This is a genomic window from Haemophilus parainfluenzae (assembly GCF_014931375.1).
Taxonomy (GTDB): domain Bacteria; phylum Pseudomonadota; class Gammaproteobacteria; order Enterobacterales; family Pasteurellaceae; genus Haemophilus_D.
In genome coordinates this window covers 912,259-931,245 of record NZ_CP063117.1, presented here as the reverse complement: position 1 = coordinate 931,245, position 18,987 = coordinate 912,259, and the positions used below count along the sequence as shown (strand labels likewise).

The 18,987-nt window shown below is 39.6% G+C and carries 18 protein-coding genes; 10 read left to right on the top strand and 8 right to left on the bottom strand.

Annotated features, from left to right (window positions below; translation table 11 throughout):
* The first annotated feature begins 64 nt into the window (after nt 1–64).
* From napG to INP95_RS04480, 4 genes are read left to right on the top strand one after another with little or no spacing between them, the layout of a single operon-like run.
* The gene (gene napG / locus INP95_RS04495) at nt 65–970 is read left to right on the top strand and encodes a ferredoxin-type protein NapG (RefSeq protein WP_049365641.1); all 906 of its coding nucleotides are present in this window, start codon (nt 65–67) and stop codon (nt 968–970) included.
* Nucleotides 970–1,860, top strand: a complete 891-nt coding sequence (gene napH, locus INP95_RS04490) for a quinol dehydrogenase ferredoxin subunit NapH (RefSeq protein ID WP_197560993.1) — start codon at nt 970–972, stop codon at nt 1,858–1,860. Before napG ends, napH begins: the two co-directional genes overlap by 1 nt.
* A 21-nt stretch (nt 1,861–1,881) precedes the next feature.
* The gene (locus tag INP95_RS04485; protein ID WP_197560992.1) at nt 1,882–2,310 is read left to right on the top strand and encodes a nitrate reductase cytochrome c-type subunit; all 429 of its coding nucleotides are present in this window, start codon (nt 1,882–1,884) and stop codon (nt 2,308–2,310) included.
* 11 nt (nt 2,311–2,321) lie between these two features.
* Entirely contained in the window at nt 2,322–2,960 is a 639-nt protein-coding gene (locus tag INP95_RS04480; RefSeq protein ID WP_049373150.1) for a NapC/NirT family cytochrome c, read from the top strand.
* Nucleotides 2,961–3,012: 52 nt separating this feature from the next.
* Here the strand turns inward: INP95_RS04480 and gss are convergent, their stop codons facing one another.
* Nucleotides 3,013–4,902 carry a bifunctional glutathionylspermidine amidase/synthase gene (gene gss / locus INP95_RS04475; RefSeq protein WP_197560991.1) on the bottom strand — a complete coding sequence of 630 codons (1,890 nt, stop codon included), beginning with the start codon at nt 4,900–4,902 and terminating at the stop codon, nt 3,013–3,015.
* A gap of 170 nt (nt 4,903–5,072) precedes the next feature.
* The gene (locus INP95_RS04470; RefSeq protein ID WP_197560990.1) at nt 5,073–6,146 is read right to left on the bottom strand and encodes a tRNA/rRNA methyltransferase; all 1,074 of its coding nucleotides are present in this window, start codon (nt 6,144–6,146) and stop codon (nt 5,073–5,075) included.
* A gap of 149 nt (nt 6,147–6,295) precedes the next feature.
* On the opposite strand from INP95_RS04470, the gene pssA reads away from it, so the two are divergent.
* From pssA to INP95_RS04455, 3 genes are all read left to right on the top strand, one after another.
* Nucleotides 6,296–7,663, top strand: a complete 1,368-nt coding sequence (gene pssA, locus INP95_RS04465) for a CDP-diacylglycerol--serine O-phosphatidyltransferase (RefSeq protein ID WP_197560989.1) — start codon at nt 6,296–6,298, stop codon at nt 7,661–7,663.
* Nucleotides 7,664–7,786: 123 nt separating this feature from the next.
* Nucleotides 7,787–8,656, top strand: coding sequence for an archaetidylserine decarboxylase (gene asd / locus INP95_RS04460; RefSeq protein ID WP_049373146.1), 870 nt, complete (start codon nt 7,787–7,789; stop codon nt 8,654–8,656).
* 21 nt (nt 8,657–8,677) lie between these two features.
* Nucleotides 8,678–9,310 (top strand): FKBP-type peptidyl-prolyl cis-trans isomerase, encoded by a 633-nt coding sequence (locus tag INP95_RS04455; protein ID WP_197560988.1) that lies wholly within the window; start codon nt 8,678–8,680, stop codon nt 9,308–9,310.
* A gap of 35 nt (nt 9,311–9,345) precedes the next feature.
* On the opposite strand, the gene INP95_RS04450 is transcribed toward INP95_RS04455, so the two are convergent.
* Both INP95_RS04450 and proB read right to left on the bottom strand, forming a co-directional pair.
* Nucleotides 9,346–9,726, bottom strand: a complete 381-nt coding sequence (locus INP95_RS04450) for a hypothetical protein (protein ID WP_005696814.1) — start codon at nt 9,724–9,726, stop codon at nt 9,346–9,348.
* Nucleotides 9,727–9,838: 112 nt separating this feature from the next.
* On the bottom strand, nt 9,839–10,948 hold the full coding sequence (gene proB, locus INP95_RS04445; RefSeq protein ID WP_197560987.1) for a glutamate 5-kinase: 1,110 nt from the start codon (nt 10,946–10,948) through the stop codon (nt 9,839–9,841).
* 141 nt (nt 10,949–11,089) lie between these two features.
* Here proB and folA point away from each other — a divergent pair, with 141 nt between their 5' ends.
* Nucleotides 11,090–11,575 (top strand): type 3 dihydrofolate reductase, encoded by a 486-nt coding sequence (gene folA, locus INP95_RS04440; RefSeq protein WP_197560986.1) that lies wholly within the window; start codon nt 11,090–11,092, stop codon nt 11,573–11,575.
* Nucleotides 11,576–11,775: 200 nt separating this feature from the next.
* Nucleotides 11,776–13,101: an MFS transporter family glucose-6-phosphate receptor UhpC gene (gene uhpC, locus INP95_RS04435; RefSeq protein WP_197560985.1), complete on the top strand. Its 1,326-nt coding sequence runs from the start codon at nt 11,776–11,778 to the stop codon at nt 13,099–13,101.
* A 77-nt stretch (nt 13,102–13,178) separates the two neighbouring features.
* On the opposite strand, the gene pfkA is transcribed toward uhpC, so the two are convergent.
* The 4 genes from pfkA to dprA all read right to left on the bottom strand — a co-directional run bounded on the left by pfkA (nt 13,179) and on the right by dprA (nt 16,800).
* A complete protein-coding gene (gene pfkA / locus INP95_RS04430) occupies nt 13,179–14,144 on the bottom strand; it encodes a 6-phosphofructokinase (protein WP_049373141.1) in 966 nt (321 codons plus the stop codon).
* A gap of 110 nt (nt 14,145–14,254) precedes the next feature.
* Nucleotides 14,255–14,848 (bottom strand): HI_0983 family protein, encoded by a 594-nt coding sequence (locus INP95_RS04425; RefSeq protein ID WP_197554997.1) that lies wholly within the window; start codon nt 14,846–14,848, stop codon nt 14,255–14,257.
* A complete protein-coding gene (yaaA, locus tag INP95_RS04420) occupies nt 14,841–15,617 on the bottom strand; it encodes a peroxide stress protein YaaA (protein ID WP_197560984.1) in 777 nt (258 codons plus the stop codon). Before yaaA ends, INP95_RS04425 begins: the two co-directional genes overlap by 8 nt.
* A gap of 64 nt (nt 15,618–15,681) precedes the next feature.
* Nucleotides 15,682–16,800, bottom strand: a complete 1,119-nt coding sequence (dprA, locus tag INP95_RS04415; RefSeq protein ID WP_197560983.1) for a DNA-processing protein DprA — start codon at nt 16,798–16,800, stop codon at nt 15,682–15,684.
* Between the two features lie 522 nt (nt 16,801–17,322).
* Here dprA and leuA point away from each other — a divergent pair.
* The gene (leuA, locus tag INP95_RS04410; protein ID WP_005696823.1) at nt 17,323–18,870 is read left to right on the top strand and encodes a 2-isopropylmalate synthase; all 1,548 of its coding nucleotides are present in this window, start codon (nt 17,323–17,325) and stop codon (nt 18,868–18,870) included.
* The last annotated feature ends 117 nt before the right edge of the window (nt 18,871–18,987 follow it).

Below are 18,987 nucleotides of genomic sequence, written 5' to 3'. Positions count from 1 at the left end.
AATAAGAGCGGTCAAATTTTGCAACATTTTTACAAAATCAGGCCGCTTATAAAAGGAAACGCAGATGAGACTTGATCCTAACCGTCGTCAGTTTTTAAAAAATGTGACAAGAACGGCTGCCGGAGTGTGTGGGGTTGGTATTATTCTTGGCTTACAGCAACAACAAGCTAAAGCTAAAGAAGGAATCGCCTTACGTCCACCTGGTGCTTTACCGGAAAAGGATTTCTTGGCAGCTTGTACCCGTTGCGGACAATGCGTCCAAGCGTGTCCATATGATATGTTGCATTTAGCTTCGCTGATTTCACCAATGGAAGCTGGCACACCTTATTTTATCGCTCGGGATAAACCTTGCGAAATGTGTCCGGATATTCCTTGTATGAATGCTTGCCCAAGTGGCGCATTAAGTGAGGAACTTAAAGACATCAATGATGCGAGAATGGGGTTAGCCGTATTGCTAGACCATGAAACTTGTCTTAACTGGCAAGGGTTGCGTTGTGATGTGTGTTACCGCGTTTGTCCATTAGTGGATAAAGCAATTACACTTGAACGTATCCACAATGATCGTACAGGGATTCATGCAAAGCTTATTCCAACTGTTCACTCTGATGCTTGCACCGGATGCGGTAAATGCGAACAAGCTTGTGTATTAGAAGAAGCGGCAATTAAAGTCTTACCGATGGATATCGCCAAAGGACTACTCGGTCGCCACTATCGCTTAGGCTGGAAAGAAAAACAAAATGCCGGAAAATCCTTAATTGAGGAGCAACATCCGGATGGCTTACGTCCAGCAATGGATGCTCGTATGCCGGAAGGCTCACATGAGCCGGTTTATCAGCCAATGCAAGTTCAACCGAACCAAAAAGTGGCAACACCAAACCGTGCAACAATGGATTATGTACCAAATCCAACAACAGTTCCGGAAGCAGAGCAATTCCCAAATCTGGACTTAAACATTAAGGGGGTTAAATAATGGCTGAAAAATATACCCCGAATAAGCCTAAAGATGCAGGCTTAGAAGCTCGCCAAAAACTCGGTTGGTGGCATGCTTATCGCTTTTTAATTCTACGTCGAATCAGTCAATTAAGTATTATTTTAATGTTCTTAAGTGGCCCAATTTGGCAAGTTTGGATTCTAAAAGGCAATTACAGCTCAAGCATGCTTTTGGATACTGTGCCATTGACAGATCCATTGATTACCGCTGAAAGTTTAGTGACAGGTTACCTACCAGAAATCACAACGATTATTGGTGCCTTAGTGATTGTCATATTCTACGCTATCGTTGCAAGCAAAGCCTTTTGTAGTTGGGTTTGCCCAATGAATATGGTAACAGATGCTGCAGCTTGGTTACGTAGAAAATTAGGTATTCGACAATCATTAAAAATTTCACGCCAACTTCGCTATGTGATTTTAGCCGTGATTTTAGTTGGTAGTGCAATAACGGGGACACTCTTATGGGAGTGGATAAACCCTGTTGCCGCACTTGGACGCATCTTTGTCTTTGGAACAGGCGCAACCCTTTGGTTGGTCACAGTCATCTTTTTATTTGACTTACTTGTTGCCGAACATGGTTGGTGCGGTCACCTTTGTCCGATTGGTGCGATTTATGGTGTCATTGGCAGTAAAAGTTTAATAAAAGTTAATGTAATTGATCGTGATCGCTGTGACCGTTGTATGGATTGTTATAATGTTTGCCCAGAGCCGCAAGTATTAAGACTTCCTTTACACGGTGGACCAAAAGATAGCCAAATTGTATTGGCAAAAGATTGTATTACTTGTGGACGCTGTATTGACGTGTGCGCAGAAAATGTATTTACATTTGGATCTCGATTTGAGAAACAAATAAAAATTAAAAATATTTAATTATTTAATGGAGTGGATTTCATGAAAAAATCATTTATTTTCATGCTGGCTTTATGTAGTGGATTGGCATTTGCTGATGCACCACAAGTTGCAAACAGCATCGATAAAACAGCAGAAAGTCTTGCACCTGCATTTAATAATCCTTATAAAGATGTAGGCAATATTCCTGTAACCTTCCCTCACCAACCCCCACTTGTTCCACACAGCATTCGTGGCTTACAAGTAACTAAAAATGCGAATCAATGTTTAGGTTGCCACGCGCCAGATGTTGCCCCAACAACGGGTGCGCCACGTGTTCCTGAGAGTCATTTCTTAACACGTGATGGTCAAAAAACAGAAGGTACCTCACCACGTCGTTATTTCTGTTTACAATGCCACGTTCAGCAAACTAACGTAAATCCAATTATTCAAAATAAATTCGAAACCATTCGTCAAATGCAAGGTAAATAAGGAGCTAAACCATGATTAAATCAAGCATTCAAAAAGTTTGTCGTTGGTTACGCTCGCCGAGCAAAATGGCAATTGGTGGGGTGATTTTATTAACTATCATTGGTACTATTGTTGGAACTAACCTATTTAATGTCGGTATGTCAGCAACTAATACTGAACAATTCTGTTCAGATTGTCATACTAACGATGTTGTACCTGAATACCAAGCATCAATTCACTTTAGCAACCGTTCAGGTGTGAAAGCGATTTGTTCTGACTGTCACGTTCCTCATGAATTTGTGCCAAAAATGATTCGTAAAATGCAGGCTTCTACTGAAGTATTAGCATACTATACGGGTAAAGTTGATACTAAAGAGAAATTTGAAAAACATCGTTTAGAAATGGCTGAACGCGAATGGGCGCGTATGAAAGCGAATAACTCACAAGAGTGTCGTAACTGCCATAACTTTAATGATATGGATTACTCACAACAAAAAACTGTGGCACAACAAATGCACGCACTTGCACAGGAACAAAACAAAACCTGTATCGACTGTCACAAAGGGATTGCACACCATCTTCCAGATATGTCAAAAGTACAACAAACGTTTATTCCTGCTGATATGTTAAAAACAGATGAAAAACCAACTGATAACAAAGAAGCAAAATAATTTTATAAATTAACAATAACAAATCGGCACCCATTGAGTGCCGATTTTATTTTTATTTCTTAAGGAAATCTTTATCTGATAATACTCTTAACGGTTGCATATCACTGTTTCCCATAATGACCAAGCTCGGGTCTGAGCGTAAACAGCTACCACCATAATGCCCCCCTACAGTGAAAGTACAGACCTGAACATATTGGTCTTCCACTTTTGGTAAACACCAAAGCTGTTGATAAATACTTTCCTGCTTATCAAAACGACCGTCTGTGCTATCAAGTACAGATTTGCACTCACCAATGAGTCTCACATTATCACCTCGACGGCCTGCAATTGGTTTTTGTGCATAACCATTTTTAACCAACTCTGGTGTCAGTTCAAATCCTGCTTCAAGTAAATACCGATGATTCGGGAATAATGACCATAATACTGGTAAGATCGCTTTATTACTTGGAATCGCTGTCCAAAGTGGCTCATAGACTAAGACTTCTGGACGAAGTAACACGTCAATTAACCGAACTTTATCTTCTGGGTAGCCTGTACGAATTGGTGGTGCCACTTCCATACCTGTCGCATCTTCACGAAGTTGCTCTAACATGGTTTCCCAAGCCCATGTTTTCCACACCGTTTTTATCTGGTTATCTTCATCATCAATTAAACGACCACGACTATCCCAATGTAGCCCCTCTGTACCATGAATAATTTTGGCTTGAAATCCTGCTTGAACCAGTGCATTACGCATAAACAATGAGTGGTAATCTTCTTCATCATCATGATCTTGCATAATATGAACAAGCGGCGTAGCTTCACTGTGTTTCCAACAATCCGCTAATGCATTACTTAAACCATCAGCAGGATTTTCACCAATATTCAATCCGCCTTGGATTGCCCATCGATTCATAAACTCACCGGCTTCCGCATGACAAGAGGCTGAATCTGCGTTGTATTCATACACTTTCAATCCACGACTATCCATACAGAAATCTAAACGCCCTGTAATGGTTTGATAACGGCGATTTTGCCAAGATAAACGTAAGCGAGGCCATAATAATTTTGGAATATTAAAATATTCTAATAACTTATCGTCTTTTAAAACTTTATCTGTGGCATGCAAATACATTAAATGTAATTCATTGGTTGCACGAATCAACTCATGCTGTGCTGTTTCAGACATCGTAAAGTAACGATATTGATCAGAATGACTAACTTTATGCCCTCCCATGGCTTTCACATAGGCAGCTTCAAATTCATTGTTTTCATTCAGCCATTTATGTTCAAACTGACCGTTGTTTTCAATATGTTCTGCATGAATTTCAAGTTTCTCTTTTTCTGGCGTTGGCTGCGGCAGACTGTATTCAGTATCTTCTGTTTGAATCATCCAACCTAAAATTTCAGTATCATCAAAGGTATCATGCAGAAAATACCCCGTTTCTGAAACTGTCATTGGTAATTCACGCGTCCATTGCTGCCCGCTAGGTAAGCGGGAGTGAATCACGTTTTGCTCAGCAATGCGGATTTTATCCTCTAAGACTTCGGTAATAATCGCCACATGCCCCGTATGTTTAAATTCCCCCCCCTCTTGCCAAATTAAAAGGGCACCTGCTTCAGGCTTACGTTTGCAACCATTTGCAAAGGCTTGTAGGGGCAATAAGGCATCATTCACCACTTGACGTAAAAATCGTAAAGAAAAGATCTCGTAAGCCATTCCTACATCAGTAAACACCATGCCATGATTGAGGTATAAATAACGGCGTGCAAATTCTACACACTGCCATTTGTATCCCATGTACTCTCTTCCTAAATAACTGCGAAAGGCAGCATCATCCGGATACTCTTTCTCATCGGCTGTATGATAATCTGATGAATAAATCGCAATCCCACCCGGGGCATAACCTAATAAACTTCCGAAAGGATCATGTGTACTAATATTGGCTGAACGTTCAGGCATAAAAACTCCCTGTTAAATAACAACTAGAAATAGTATAGATCTTTTGTCTAACTTCCCCCAAAAACTTTATGAAAGAAAGATGAAAAATTGAGTGACACACATTTTAAAAAAGAAAAAAGGCTGACATCTGCCAGCCTTGAAAATAAGTGTAAAAATAACCGCACTTGAGGTTATTTTACATACCAATGCGCTAATAAAATTCCTGTATTTACCGCAATATTTAATCCGGTTTTTAATGGATTACTTAAAGAAAGACGCACATTCACATCTTCTTTCTCACGAATATCATCTGTGCTGCCTTCACTCAATACTAATGCAACTTTGGCTGCAAATTTGAGTTGTTCCAACGCAATACCCTGTTTATTGGTTGATACATGAATAATCTGATAACCCGCCTTACGTAAAGCCTCTAACGCAATTTCCGTACTTTCTGTTTCTAAAATACGAATATGCTCCATTCCACCTTCAGCTACACGCATCGCAGCCGGTGCATAAAGCTGTTCAACTTGATTGGTTACCACATTTTTAATGCCATAGAAGGCGCAAGTACGCACAACGCCACCTAGGTTTTGCGCATTATTGACTTGATCAAGCACCACTAAACAGTCTTCTTGACGCGGGACATCTAAATAACCTTGCAAAGAAAAAGTACGTTGTTTTTTCACTAACATACAAATGCCGCCATGATGCTCGGTACCACTCACTAAGCTTAGCTCATCACTGTCCACTACGTGATACACTTTTTTATTCGCGGCTAAATAACTGAAAATCTCGCCAATTCTATGTGCCATTTGCACCGTTGCCCATACGCGAACAATGCTCTCCGGACGCTCTGCAAACAATTCTAAGCAAGCATTTTCACCATACACTTTCATTTCTTCAGCACGGTTCTTTTTAATTTTCTCCGGTGCTCGAGGTGATAATGCGCCCGTTTTCTTTTCTTTCGGTTTATAGCTCACGCCAGTACTTTTCACCGTTACTTTTACCGCGCCGCTTTCACCATTGGCTTTATTTAATGAAAGTTCAGCAATTTTCGGTTCTCTCACTTCTTGCCGTTGGAAACCACGAGAAGGTTTACGATCATCCCGTTTTTTATCAAAGTGCAGTCGATTTCCCTCACGTTTTTCATTATTACGACGATCATCAAAGCGACGTTCTTTGTCATTAAATGCACGTTTTGGGCTACACTCTTGAAAAGATTTGGTGGAATTTGTTTGGAATGATGGTTTGCGTGAATTGCTCATAATTTGCTTCTCGAAGGAAAAATTGGATAATAATTCGCCAAAAAATGCGAAAATTTGTGAGCATTATAACGAAAAAAAACCTTTTTTCTATCAATCCACAAAGGAAATATTGTAAACTAGAGCATTAATTTTTAGTGTAGAGATCGATTATGTTAATAAATAAAGCTAAACGAGCAGAACAAAATTTAAAAAATTTGCCTTTTCTTCCTTTACAGGCTGAACAGGTTGAGTTTCTGTTTAGTCCGCTTGAATTCAAAGCACAAATTATAGAATTAATTCGCCAAGCTAAAAAACGCATTTACGTGACCGCACTTTATTGGCAAAAAGATGAAGCGGGACAAGAAATTCTTAATGAAATTTATCGCGTAAAACAAGATCATCCAGAATTGGATGTGAAAATTTTAGTGGATTGGCATCGCGGACAACGCAATTTACTCGGTGCTGAAAAATCAGCCACTAATGCTGATTGGTATTGTGAACAACGCCAAACCTATCAACTTTCCGATGAACCGAATATGTTCTTCGGTGTGCCTATTAATACCCGTGAAGTCTTTGGTGTGTTGCATATTAAAGGCTTTGTCTTTGATGATACCGTCCTTTATAGCGGTGCAAGTATTAATAACGTGTATTTACAACAACAAGATAAATACCGTTACGACCGATATCAAAAAATCCACAATGCTGCGCTTGCAGACTCTATGGTTAATTTCATCAATGATTATTTATTGGATTTCAGCGCTGTACATCCATTAGATGTGGCTAACCGCCCTCGTACCAAAGAAATTCGTAGTGCAATAAAAGCTTATCGTAAAAACTTATCTGCACATGCTGAATATCAGTTGGAAAGTGCGGTTGGTTTTTCCGATGTTTTAACCATTTCACCACTTTTTGGTTTAGGTGCATCAGGCAATGAATTAAACCAAGTTATCGAAGATTTATTCTTACAAGTGCAGGAAAAACTGGTGATTTGCACCCCTTATTTCAACTTCCCTCGCACACTAAGAAGTAAACTTGCCCGCTTATTAGAGCAAGGAAAGTGTGTCGAAATAATCGTGGGTGATAAAGTCGCGAACGATTTCTATATTCCACCAGAGCAGCCGTTTAAAATGGCAGGTGCACTGCCTTATTTATATGAAAGCAATCTTCGTCGTTTCTGCGAGAAATTTGATGCTTACATTAAAAATGGCCATTTAACTGTGCGTTTATGGAAAGATGGCGATAACACTTATCACCTCAAAGGTGTTTGGGTGGACAACCAGTATATTCTTTTAACGGGGAACAACTTAAACCCGCGCGCATGGCGTTTAGATGCGGAAAATGGATTATTAATCCACGATCCCAAACAAGAACTTCTGTCTCAAGTGGAACAAGAATTGTCACACATCCGCCAACATACCAAAGTATTGCAAGATTATTCTGAATTAGAAGAATTGACGCAATATCCTGAACCAGTGCAAAAACTGTTGAAGAAATTTGCTCGGATTCAAGCAGACAAATTAGTCAAAATGATTTTATAAACGCAAAAAAGCCGACAAATGTCGGCTTCTTGCTTTCATCTTGCGCAAAAACATCAACTAACATTGCACAAGTGAAACAAGTTGTTATAATCGCCTGACTTTTAAATCTTATTGGAGAAATCAATGAACCCAATTTCTTATTGGCAACGCCTAAAAGTTGCATTTCAATATGTGATGCCTCAAATCTACATGACACAAGCAGCGGGTTGGCTAGCTAAACAAAAATGGGGCGCGGTGACACATTTTGTGATTAAAGCGTTTGCAAAAAAATACAACATTGATATGAGCATTGCTGAAAAAGAAAAATTCAGCGATTACGCCAGTTTTAATGAATTCTTTATCCGTCCATTAAAAGAAAATGCACGACCAATTAACCAAAATCCAACCGCACTTTGCTGCCCTGCGGATGGCCGTGTAAGTGAATGTGGGCACATTGAAGATGACCGCCTATTACAAGCAAAAGGTCACTTCTTCAGCTTAAACGATTTATTAGCGGAAGATAAAGATTTAACCGAGACCTTTAAAAATGGGGAATTCGTCACCACTTATTTATCACCACGTGATTATCACCGTGTGCATATGCCATGTGATGGTACTCTTCGCAAGATGATTTACGTGCCGGGTGATTTATTCTCCGTCAATCCGTTTTTAGCGAAACATGTGCCGAACCTCTTTGCACGTAATGAGCGTGTGATTTGTGTCTTTGATACTGAATTCGGTACTATGGTACAAATCTTAGTGGGTGCAACAATCACTGCGAGTATCGGTACCGTTTGGGCTGGTGTCATTAACCCACCACGTCATAACGAAGTAAAAGTCTGGACTTATGAAGGTGAAAGTGCGGTTAAATTAAGCAAAGGTCAAGAAATGGGTTGGTTCCAACTTGGTTCTACCGTAATTAATTTATTCCAAGCTGGTCAAGTACAAATTGCCGATCATTTAAGTGTTGATGAACCTGTTCGCATGGGTGAAATCTTGGCATTGAAAAAATAGTTTTACAACAAAGGAAAAAACATGACAGCTCAAATTTTTGAACAAGTAAAATTAGAAAGTATTTCTGAAAAAGGCAGCTACGGTATCGGTTTACAAATCGGTCAACAATTAGCAGATAGCCAAATGAATATTTCTGTTGAAGCAGTAGCAAAAGGCATTTTTGATGCGTTAAATCGTAATCAACCAGCATTAGAAATTAATGATTTAATGCATTCTGTTCAAGCGCTTCAACAACAAGCAGCTGAAGCACAACAAGCGCAATTTAAAGCGATTGAAGAAGAAGGTAAAAAATTCTTAGAAGAAAACGCGAAAAAAGCAGGCGTAAACGTGACTGATAGCGGTTTACAATACGAAATTTTAACCGAAGGTAACGGTAACAAACCAGCTGCAACTGATAAAGTACGTGTTCACTACACAGGTACATTACCAGATGGTACCGTATTCGACAGCTCTGTTGCTCGTGGCACACCGGCTGAATTCCCAGTAAATGGCGTAATTCGTGGTTGGGTTGAAGCATTACAAATGATGCCTGTTGGTTCTAAATGGAAACTCACTATTCCACACGAACTGGCTTACGGTGAACGTGGTGCGGGCGCATCTATCCCACCATTCTCACCCCTAGTGTTTGAAGTTGAATTACTCGATATTCTTTAAAAAGAAAAAGTGCGGTTAAAATTAACCGCACTTTTTTATTCTTCTTCGTCTTCGCTATAACGATCATCATCGTCATAATCATAGGTTAAGAGAGCATCCTCATCATAACCCTCTATATCAATCTGAACGCCATTTGAGCCTGCATCAAAACCATTAAACCATGCGGTTCTCAGCTCTTCAGGTACACGTCGGCCACAATAATTAATTCGTTTATTCAATTGAGATTGGCTTTGCGCTTGGAAATCTTTTCCTACACGATAACCATCTAAATACCAGTCATCTTTATCATGACAAACCGTCGTATTTAAACGTTTTACGTGTTTGCTCACTGAAATTGGGCTACGATGTTTTACATAATAGCCCTGCGTACAAGCACTTAATAGCCCAACAGCTAAAACGGTCGCTATTAATCTCATGTTGTCTCCTTTTACTACTTAATGTCGGGCTATCGCCCTTTTTATGGTTTTATAGACCGACAAAATAAAAGGAAGGTTCAGAAAATATGAGAGATCCGATTTCTATTTTAAGCTATAGCACAATCATGTCATCACGATGTAACGCAACAGCCCCGTATTCATAACCAAGAATTTGCTCAATATCTTGGGATTTTTTCCCTTTGATTAATTCCAACGCATCGCTGTTATAACGTGGCATACCGAGTGCAATCACTTTACCTGAGGTATTCTTAATTTTGACGACTTCACCACGTGAGAAACGCCCTTCCACAGCCGTAATTCCTGCAGGCAGTAACGATTTATTCTGTACTAACATGGCATTTTCAGCGCCTTCATCAATCATCAACATGCCCGCTGATGGTGCTGCAAATAACCACTGTTTACGACTTTCGAGACGATCTGAATGATGCGCAATAAATTTGGTGCCAATTGGTTTATCGTAGGCTAAATCCACAATCACATCTGGTCGGCTACCTGGTGCAATTATCGTTTCAATACCCGAACGCGTTGCCACATCTGCCGCAATTATTTTTGTGCTCATGCCGCCAGTACCAAGGTTTGTACCGCTACCGCCTGCAATAGAACGAATATGGTCGGTAATTTGCTCAACCACAGGAATTAATTTCGCATCTGGATTTTTACGCGGATCGTTTTCATATAGGCCTTGTTGATCCGTTAATAAGTAAAGTTGTTCCGCTTGCACTAAAATCGCGACTAGCGCTGATAAGTTATCGTTATCCCCTACTTTAATCTCAGCCGTTGCCACCGCATCATTCTCATTAATCACTGGAATAATGTGATTGTCCAACAGCGCATGTAATGTATCGCGTGCATTTAAAAAACGTTCACGGTCTTCAATATCGGCACGAGTTAATAAAATTTGCCCAATATGAATATCATAAATCGCAAATAATTTTTCCCAGGCTTGAATAAGCTGACTCTGCCCTACAGCAGCTAAAAGCTGTTTTGACGCAATGGTTGGAGGAAGTTGAGGATGATTTAAATAATGTCGTCCAGCGGCAATCGCACCTGATGTCACAATCACTACACGAAAACCGGCTTGATGAAGTTGGGCAATCTGGCGAACAATATCGACCATGTGGGGTGCATTCAATTTTGGGGAACCATGTGTTAATGTGCTAGTACCAAATTTTATGACGATTGTTTTCTGATTTGCCGACATAGTTTATCCTCAGTGAAAAAATAGAAAAGTGCGGTTAAATTAGCACTAAAATTAATAAAAATCACGAAAAATCCAACCTCATATATAGATTTTGTGAATAGCTATGATATAGTGAAAAAAAAGAAAAATAGGATAGAAAATATGACATTAAGCTTGATCGTTGCAACAACAAAAAATAACGTCATCGGAAAAGATAATCAAATGCCTTGGCACTTACCTGCTGATTTAGCCTGGTTTCGTAAAAACACTACAGGCAAACCGGTAATTATGGGTCGTAAAACCTTTGAAAGCATTGGGCGCCCACTACCCAAACGTACCAATATTGTCCTTTCACGCACGCCTTACGAACATGAAGGTGTCATCTGGAAAGAGAATTTTGAAAGTGCGGTCGATTTTGTCAAAGAATTTGATGAAATTATGTTGATTGGCGGCGGCGAGTTATTTAAACAATATTTACCTAAAGCAGATAAACTATATCTCACACAAATTCAAGCAGACATTGACGGCGATACCTTCTTCCCTGAAATTAATTGGTCTGAATGGAACATCGAGTTTGAAGAATATCGCCAAGCAGATGCGGATAATCCCTATGATTGTCGTTCTTTAATTTTGCAGCGTAAAGCGTAAAACACATCCAAACCATCCAAAAACGAAGTGCGGTCAAAACCCTAAAATGTTGACCGCACTTTTTTTTCCTTCATCATCAAATCAACGATTCATCAAACTATTTTTTCCTATAAATCCTCTATTTTTTGATCTGAGTCCCCTTTTAAAAACCGGCTTTGTAATATACTGGAATGAATTATTATCATTAGAGGAGAAATATTATGGGTATCTTCAGTGTACCACCGGATCTACCGGTTACTAAAAGCAAAGAGGAGATCGACAAAACTTATCGTTACTGGCGATTACATTTGATGATTACCAGCTATATCGGCTACGCCGTTTTCTATTTTACTCGTAAAAGTTTTAACTTCGTTATGCCTGCCATGCTAACGGACTTAGGGCTACAAAAAGCCGATATCGGTATCATGGGTACTGCGTTTTATCTCACCTACGGTGTATCCAAGTTCTTATCAGGTGTACTTGGTGACCGTTCTAACCCTCGTTACTTTATGGGGATTGGCTTAATGATGACAGGTGTCGTCAATATTCTATTCGGCATGAGCTCATCTGTTTTTATGTTTATCACCCTTTGGATGATCAACGCCTTTTTCCAAGGTTGGGGTTGGCCGCCATGTTCAAAAATCCTAAACACTTGGTACTCACGTAATGAACGTGGTTTATGGTGGGCGATCTGGAATACCTCACATAACTTAGGTGGTGCACTCATTCCAATTTTATCTGGTGCCGTTGCCCTTTATTGGGGATGGCGTTACGGTATGATCGTGCCAGGGATTATTGCCTGTGTCATCGGTTTTGCTCTTTGTTTCTTATTACGCGATCGCCCAACTTCAATGGGACTTCCAACTGTAGGTGAATGGCGTAATGATATTGCTGAAAAAGAACATGAAAGTGAAGGTTTAGGTTTATCTAACTGGGAAATTCTTAAAATTTATGTGTTTAAAAACAGCATTATCTGGGCATTAGCATTTTCTTGGTGTTTTATTTATATCATCCGTACCGGTATCAATGACTGGGGTAACTTATATTTAACAGAAACCCACGGTTATGACTTACTTAAAGCGAACTCCGCGGTTTCTTTCTTTGAAATCGGTGGATTCTTAGGAGCACTTTTTGCAGGCTGGGGCTCTGATAAGTTCTTCAACGGAAACCGTACCCAAATGAACATCATTTATGTGTTAGGTATTATTTCAACCTCCTTAGCATTATGGTTCATCCCAAGCGATAACTATTTCGTTATGTGTGGATTATTCTTCCTCATGGGATTCTTTATCTTTGGTCCGCAATTCCTTATCGCAATGGCCGCGGCTGAAAACTCCCACAAACATGCTTCAGGTTCTTCTACCGGTTTCGTTAGTCTCTTCGCCTATATTGGTGCGGCAGCGGCGGGTGCCCCATTAGCGTGGATTATTCAATCTCTCCACTGGAATGGATTCTTTGGTAGCTTGTTTATTGTGTCTCTTGCTTGTGCATTATTACTCGTTTTCGTGTACTTCTTGCAACGTAAGAAAAACAAACTAAAAGCCTAATCTAAGCATATAAAAATCGGGCTAAAACAATCATTGTTTTAGCCCGATTTCTTTTATTTTAAATAATCTTTAAAAGATTATTCTAAGCGTTTAGCCATTTCTAACCAATCTGCTTTAAATTCACGGCGCATATTGTTGATTGCATCAATAATATCATGGTGAACTAATTTTTCATTTTGAATACCCACACAGTAGCCACCTTTACCTTGTAGCAATATATCTACCGCATATACGCCCATACGTGAAGCTAAAATACGGTCGAAGGCACAAGGCGAACCACCACGTTGAATATGGCCTAATACAGTTGCACGGGTTTCATGGCCTACGCGAGCTTCGATCTCACGAGCAAGAGAATGTACGTCTGTGATTAATTCAGTAATCGCAATAATGGCATGGCGTTTTCCACGAATAATACTGCGTTCAATTTGACGAATTAATTCTTCACGATTAAATTCCATTTCAGATGCCACAATGTATTCACAACCACCGGCAATACCTGCTGAAATGGTTAAGTCACTACAGTGACGACCCATGATTTCCACGATAGAAATACGTTGGTGAGAACTTGAGGTATCACGTAAACGGTCAATCGCATCAACGGCTGTTTGTAGTGCAGTTTCATAACCGATTGTGTAATCTGTACCAGCTACATCGTTATCAATTGTCCCTGGAATACCCACACAAGGGAAACCATGTTCTTCAGTAAGCAATTTTGCCCCCATGTAAGAACCGTCACCACCGATAACAACTAAAGCATCAATACCGTGAGAACGTAAAATTTCTGCACATTTTTCACGTACTGCAGGATCTTTAAATTCTGGGAAACGCGCAGAGCCTAAGAATGTACCTCCACGGTTAATAATATCGGACACACTATAACGATTTAACTGTTTGATTTTATTATTATATAAGCCTTGATAACCGTCATAAATCCCAAATACTTCAAGCCCTTCTGCAAGAGCTGCACGAACAACGCCACGGATGGCAGCATTCATACCTGGTGCATCACCACCGCTGGTTAATACAGCAATTTTTTTAATCATATTTACCTACTTTGAACTCTAAGAATAATTGGCGTCAAGATTACACCATCCATTATTTCTGCTCTAGAAAAATTTTTAAAATTTACGTGGAATTTGATCTAGTATAAGTTTTAGTGATGGAAATAACTTTCACATTTCCAAGAAAGATCGGCTTTTTGTAATGTCTTGCTTTCTTTCGCCACCAAATACTTTTGTAAATTTTTCACAATTTTTACTTTGTTTAAACGCTGAAATTTCTTACCTTGTTCCACTTTTTGGGAATATTGATATTGCACAAAGCCACAACGTGGAATATTTTTACCCTTAGCAATATCCACTTGCCAAGACGGATTTTGTTCTGTCGGAGCATAAATGACATAACCATTTAACTCTGTGGCAGGCTTTTTCGGATTCGTTGAATTTGCAAGAATTTTGAAATCTTTCACCCCTAAATTACGGTATACCTTCTCACGCAATGCTACGCGTTGCTCAATAGAACGGGATAAATCACGATCAAGCAACACTTCAATTTGAGATTGCCAATTTTCTAAGGTATCTGGCTCGGCAAGATAAACATAACGCGCAATCGTATCCAAATCTTGGCTTGCAGTAAGTTTATAAGTTTTGCCGTTGTACTCTATTTTTTCAGGAGTTTGAAGTTGACTCACTTTTGCCGCACAACCTGAGAGTAAAAGTGCGGTCAATATAACCAGGATTTTATTCATTGATATCTCGCTTAAATACAAATTCTTTTTCAGTTGAGGATGTCGCATCAAACCAATAACCAGCTAGGTCAAACTCTTTCAGTTGTTCAACACGTTCCAAACGATTTTGAATGATAAAACGACACATTAAACCACGGGCTTTTTTTGCATAAAAGCTGACCACTTTGTATTTACCATTCTTATTATCTAAGAAAACAGGCTTCACAATCTGTGCCTCTAATTGGCTTTCTTTCACTGATTTATAGTATTCATCGGAAGCTAAATTGATCAACACACGATCGCCTTGCTCATCAAGTGCTTGTTGTACGGATTGAGTGATAATGTTCCCCCAAAAAGCATAAAGATCTTTCCCTTTTGGATTCGCTAACTTCGTACCCATTTCCAAGCGGTAAGGTTGCATTAAATCAAGGGGTTTAAGTAAGCCATATAAGCCAGAAAGCATACGTAAATGGCGTTGTGCGAATTGCACATCTTCATCAGATAAGCTATCCGCATCTAAACCGGTATAAACATCACCTTTGAATGCCCAAATGGCTGCGCGTGAATTTTTTTCGTTGTGAGATTTTGTCCATTCCGCAAAGCGAGCGGCATTTAAGCCTGCAAGTTTATCGCTGATAGACATTAAGGAAGAAAGATCTTGGGGAGATAATTGACGACAGATTTCAATCAGTTGCTCACTATAATCCGTCAAGTGCGGTTGAGAAACAGGAAGATTTCTGACCGCACTTTCAAAATCTAAGGTTTTTGCCGGGGAAATAATGGCTAACATAGGTTCTCCTTTCTAAACACTGAGCCGTATCTTAGCACAGGATAGCCTCCTTACTCTACCCCGTTTATGCTATCCGCTTATAGAGTCCATTCTCATTGACGATTAAATCTTGTAACTCCAAATCTAACAACTGCACTAAAAGCAAATCCACCGGCAAATTCAATGTAACCGATAAATCATCAAGGCTTATTGGTGTATAACTGATATGTTGATAAAGTTCAGGATGACTTGGTTCCACGGCTAGTGTTTTTGCTGTGAGTGGTTGAGCTATCGGCTTATTAATTTGCGTATTATGTACTGGAGGCTGAAAAACAACGCTGTGATTGAGGCTATCTAAAATATCTTTGACATTTTCCACCAACATCGCCCCTTGCTTAATCAGTTTATGGCAGCCTTGACTGTATTCACTTTGAATATTCCCTGGTAAGGCAAAAATATCGCGATTTTGTTCTAAAGCATAACGCGCTGTAATCAATGAACCGCTTTTCTCTGTTGCTTCAATGACTAACGTTCCCAATGAAAGCCCGCTGATAATGCGATTACGACGAGGAAAATTTTCGGCTATCGGTGCTTGCGTAGGAATAAATTCAGAAACTAACGCCCCGTTATTTTCGATAATTTTCTCGGCTAATCGGCGATGTTTAGCGGGATAAATGTGATCTAATCCGCTACCCAATACGGCAATGGTTTGCCCTTGAATATCCACCACCGCCTGATGACTAAATCCATCGATACCTAAAGCCAGCCCACTCGTGACCGTCAATCCTGCAAGAGAAAGTTCTGTCGCAAAATACTTTGCCCAATATTCCCCATAAGCCGAACAATAACGGCTTCCAACCATGGCAATTTGCTGAGCAGAAAGTGCGGTCAAATTGCCTTTCACAAATAATAAAGGTGGAAAGCCACTAATTTGTTTGAGTAAAAAAGGATACTCATCTGAAAAACAGTGTATTAAATGATGTCCTTCTTTTTCGGCCCAGTTCAAAGCAGGTTCAATAAATTTCATTTCTGGCTGAAACCAACGACGAATCTGCAAAGCATCCCACCCCATTTGTTGAAATGCCACTTCATCATAATTTAACAAGTCTTCTATATTCACATGGGCCAAAATTTGTTGAATCCGCACACTGCCCAATTTGGGCACTTGAGCTAATCGCAACAAAATCGAGGTAAAATTGCTCATCTATCTCTCCTTTAAAAAGAGAATTATGGTGAGATTTGTCTCAAAAAATGAAAAGTTTGTCTTAATTCTGCGATTCAGATCGCAAAAAGAGAAAAAATTTTATAAAAAATCGGCATACCAGAAACGAGTAATAAAACAGGACAAAAACAGCTTCTCAAAAGCCATTTTTAGAGATTAATTCTGATAAAAAACTTATATCAAGAGAAATAAACTTTTAAGGTTGTGTTGAGATATTCACTTTAGATATAAATCACTAATAAATGATTTGACAGCAACATTTTTATCCGTAATATGGACAGCGTTTTACAGAATTTTTTACAGGATTACCTTTTTATGTACCAAGCTGTTTCTTTATCTCTCAACCTCCTGCTCTCACATTCTTTGTGCGGCTAAGTTGTGGATAAAAAACACCTTTATGTAAAAAATCTATTATCAACCCGCACTTTTAAGATTGCGGGTTTTTTCGTTTTAAAATCACGGTAAAAATGACCGCACTTTGAGTGATAAAAGAAGGAAAACATTATGACAGATCGCGTTATTATTTTTGATACCACCTTGCGTGATGGTGAACAAGCGTTAAAAGCAAGCTTAACCGTTAAAGAGAAATTACAGATTGCTTTAGCACTTGAACGTCTCGGCGTGGATGTGATGGAAGTCGGTTTCCCGGTTTCTTCTCAAGGTGATTTTGAATCTGTTCAAACCATTGCACGCCATATCAAAAATAGTCGTGTTGCGGCACTTTCCCGTGCAGTAATTAAAGATATTGATGCTGCAGCTGAAGCCTTAAAAGTGGCAGAAGCGTTTCGTATCCATACATTTATTGCAGTTTCAGCATTACACGTTGAAGCCAAGTTAAAACGTACTTTTGACGATGTGGTTGAAATGGCGGTGGCAGCAGTAAAACATGCACGTAATTATACAGACGACGTAGAATTTTCTTGCGAAGATGCGGGCCGTACCGGTATCGACAATATTTGTCGTATTGTTGAAGCGGCAATTAATGCAGGTGCAACAACTGTAAATATTCCTGACACTGTTGGTTTCTGCTTACCTAATCAATTCGGCAATATTATTGCTGAAGTACGTAACCGCGTACCAAATATCGATAAAGCGGTGATTTCCGTACATTGCCACAATGACTTGGGTATGGCAACGGCTAACTCCTTAACCGCTGTACAAAATGGTGCACGTCAAATTGAATGTACTATCAATGGCATTGGTGAACGCGCAGGCAACACCTCTCTTGAAGAAGTGGTGATGGCAATGAAAGTTCGTCAAGAATTCATGGGCGTGGATACACGTATCAATACACAAGAAATCCACCGTGTTAGCCAAATGGTGAGCCAACTTTGTAATATGCCAATCCAACCGAATAAAGCGATTGTAGGTTCAAATGCTTTCGCTCATTCATCCGGTATTCACCAAGATGGTATGTTAAAAAACCAAAATACCTACGAAATCATGTCGCCAGAAACTATCGGCTTGAAGAAAGAGAAATTAAACTTAACCGCTCGTTCTGGTCGCGCAGCAGTAAAAGGCCATATGGCAGATATGGGCTACACCGAACAAGATTACGATTTAGACAAATTGTATGAAGCCTTCTTAAAATTGGCCGACAAAAAAGGCCAAGTATTTGATTATGACTTAGAAGCTTTAGCCTTTATCGATATGCAACAAGGGGATGAGGATCGTTTAGTGTTAGATAAACTTTCCGCTCACTCTACTAAAGAATATCCAGCGACTGCGTTTGTTCAAGTGGAATTGGATGGTAAAAAATTAAGCACCTCTTCTATCGGTGGTAATGGTCCGGTTGATGCAGTTTACAATGCGATCTTGAATTTAACCGGCTTAGATATCAAAATGTCGCACTACAACTTAACTGCAAAAGGCGAAGGTGCTGAAGCCTTAGGTCAGGTGGATATCGTGGTTGAACACGAAGGTCGTAAATTCCACGGTGTTGGTTTAGCGACAGACATCGTTGAATCTTCTGCTCTTGCTTTAGTTCATGCAATTAATGCTATTTATCGTGCGCATAAAGTCGCCGATATTAAAAGCCACAAACATCATTAATTAATTGAGTCCCCCTCTTTAGCAAAGAGGGGTTAGGGGAGATTTGGCAGGAGTAACATCAACCTCTGCAGTGAATTTTATATCGTAAAAATCTCCCCCCAGCCCCTCTTTACAAAA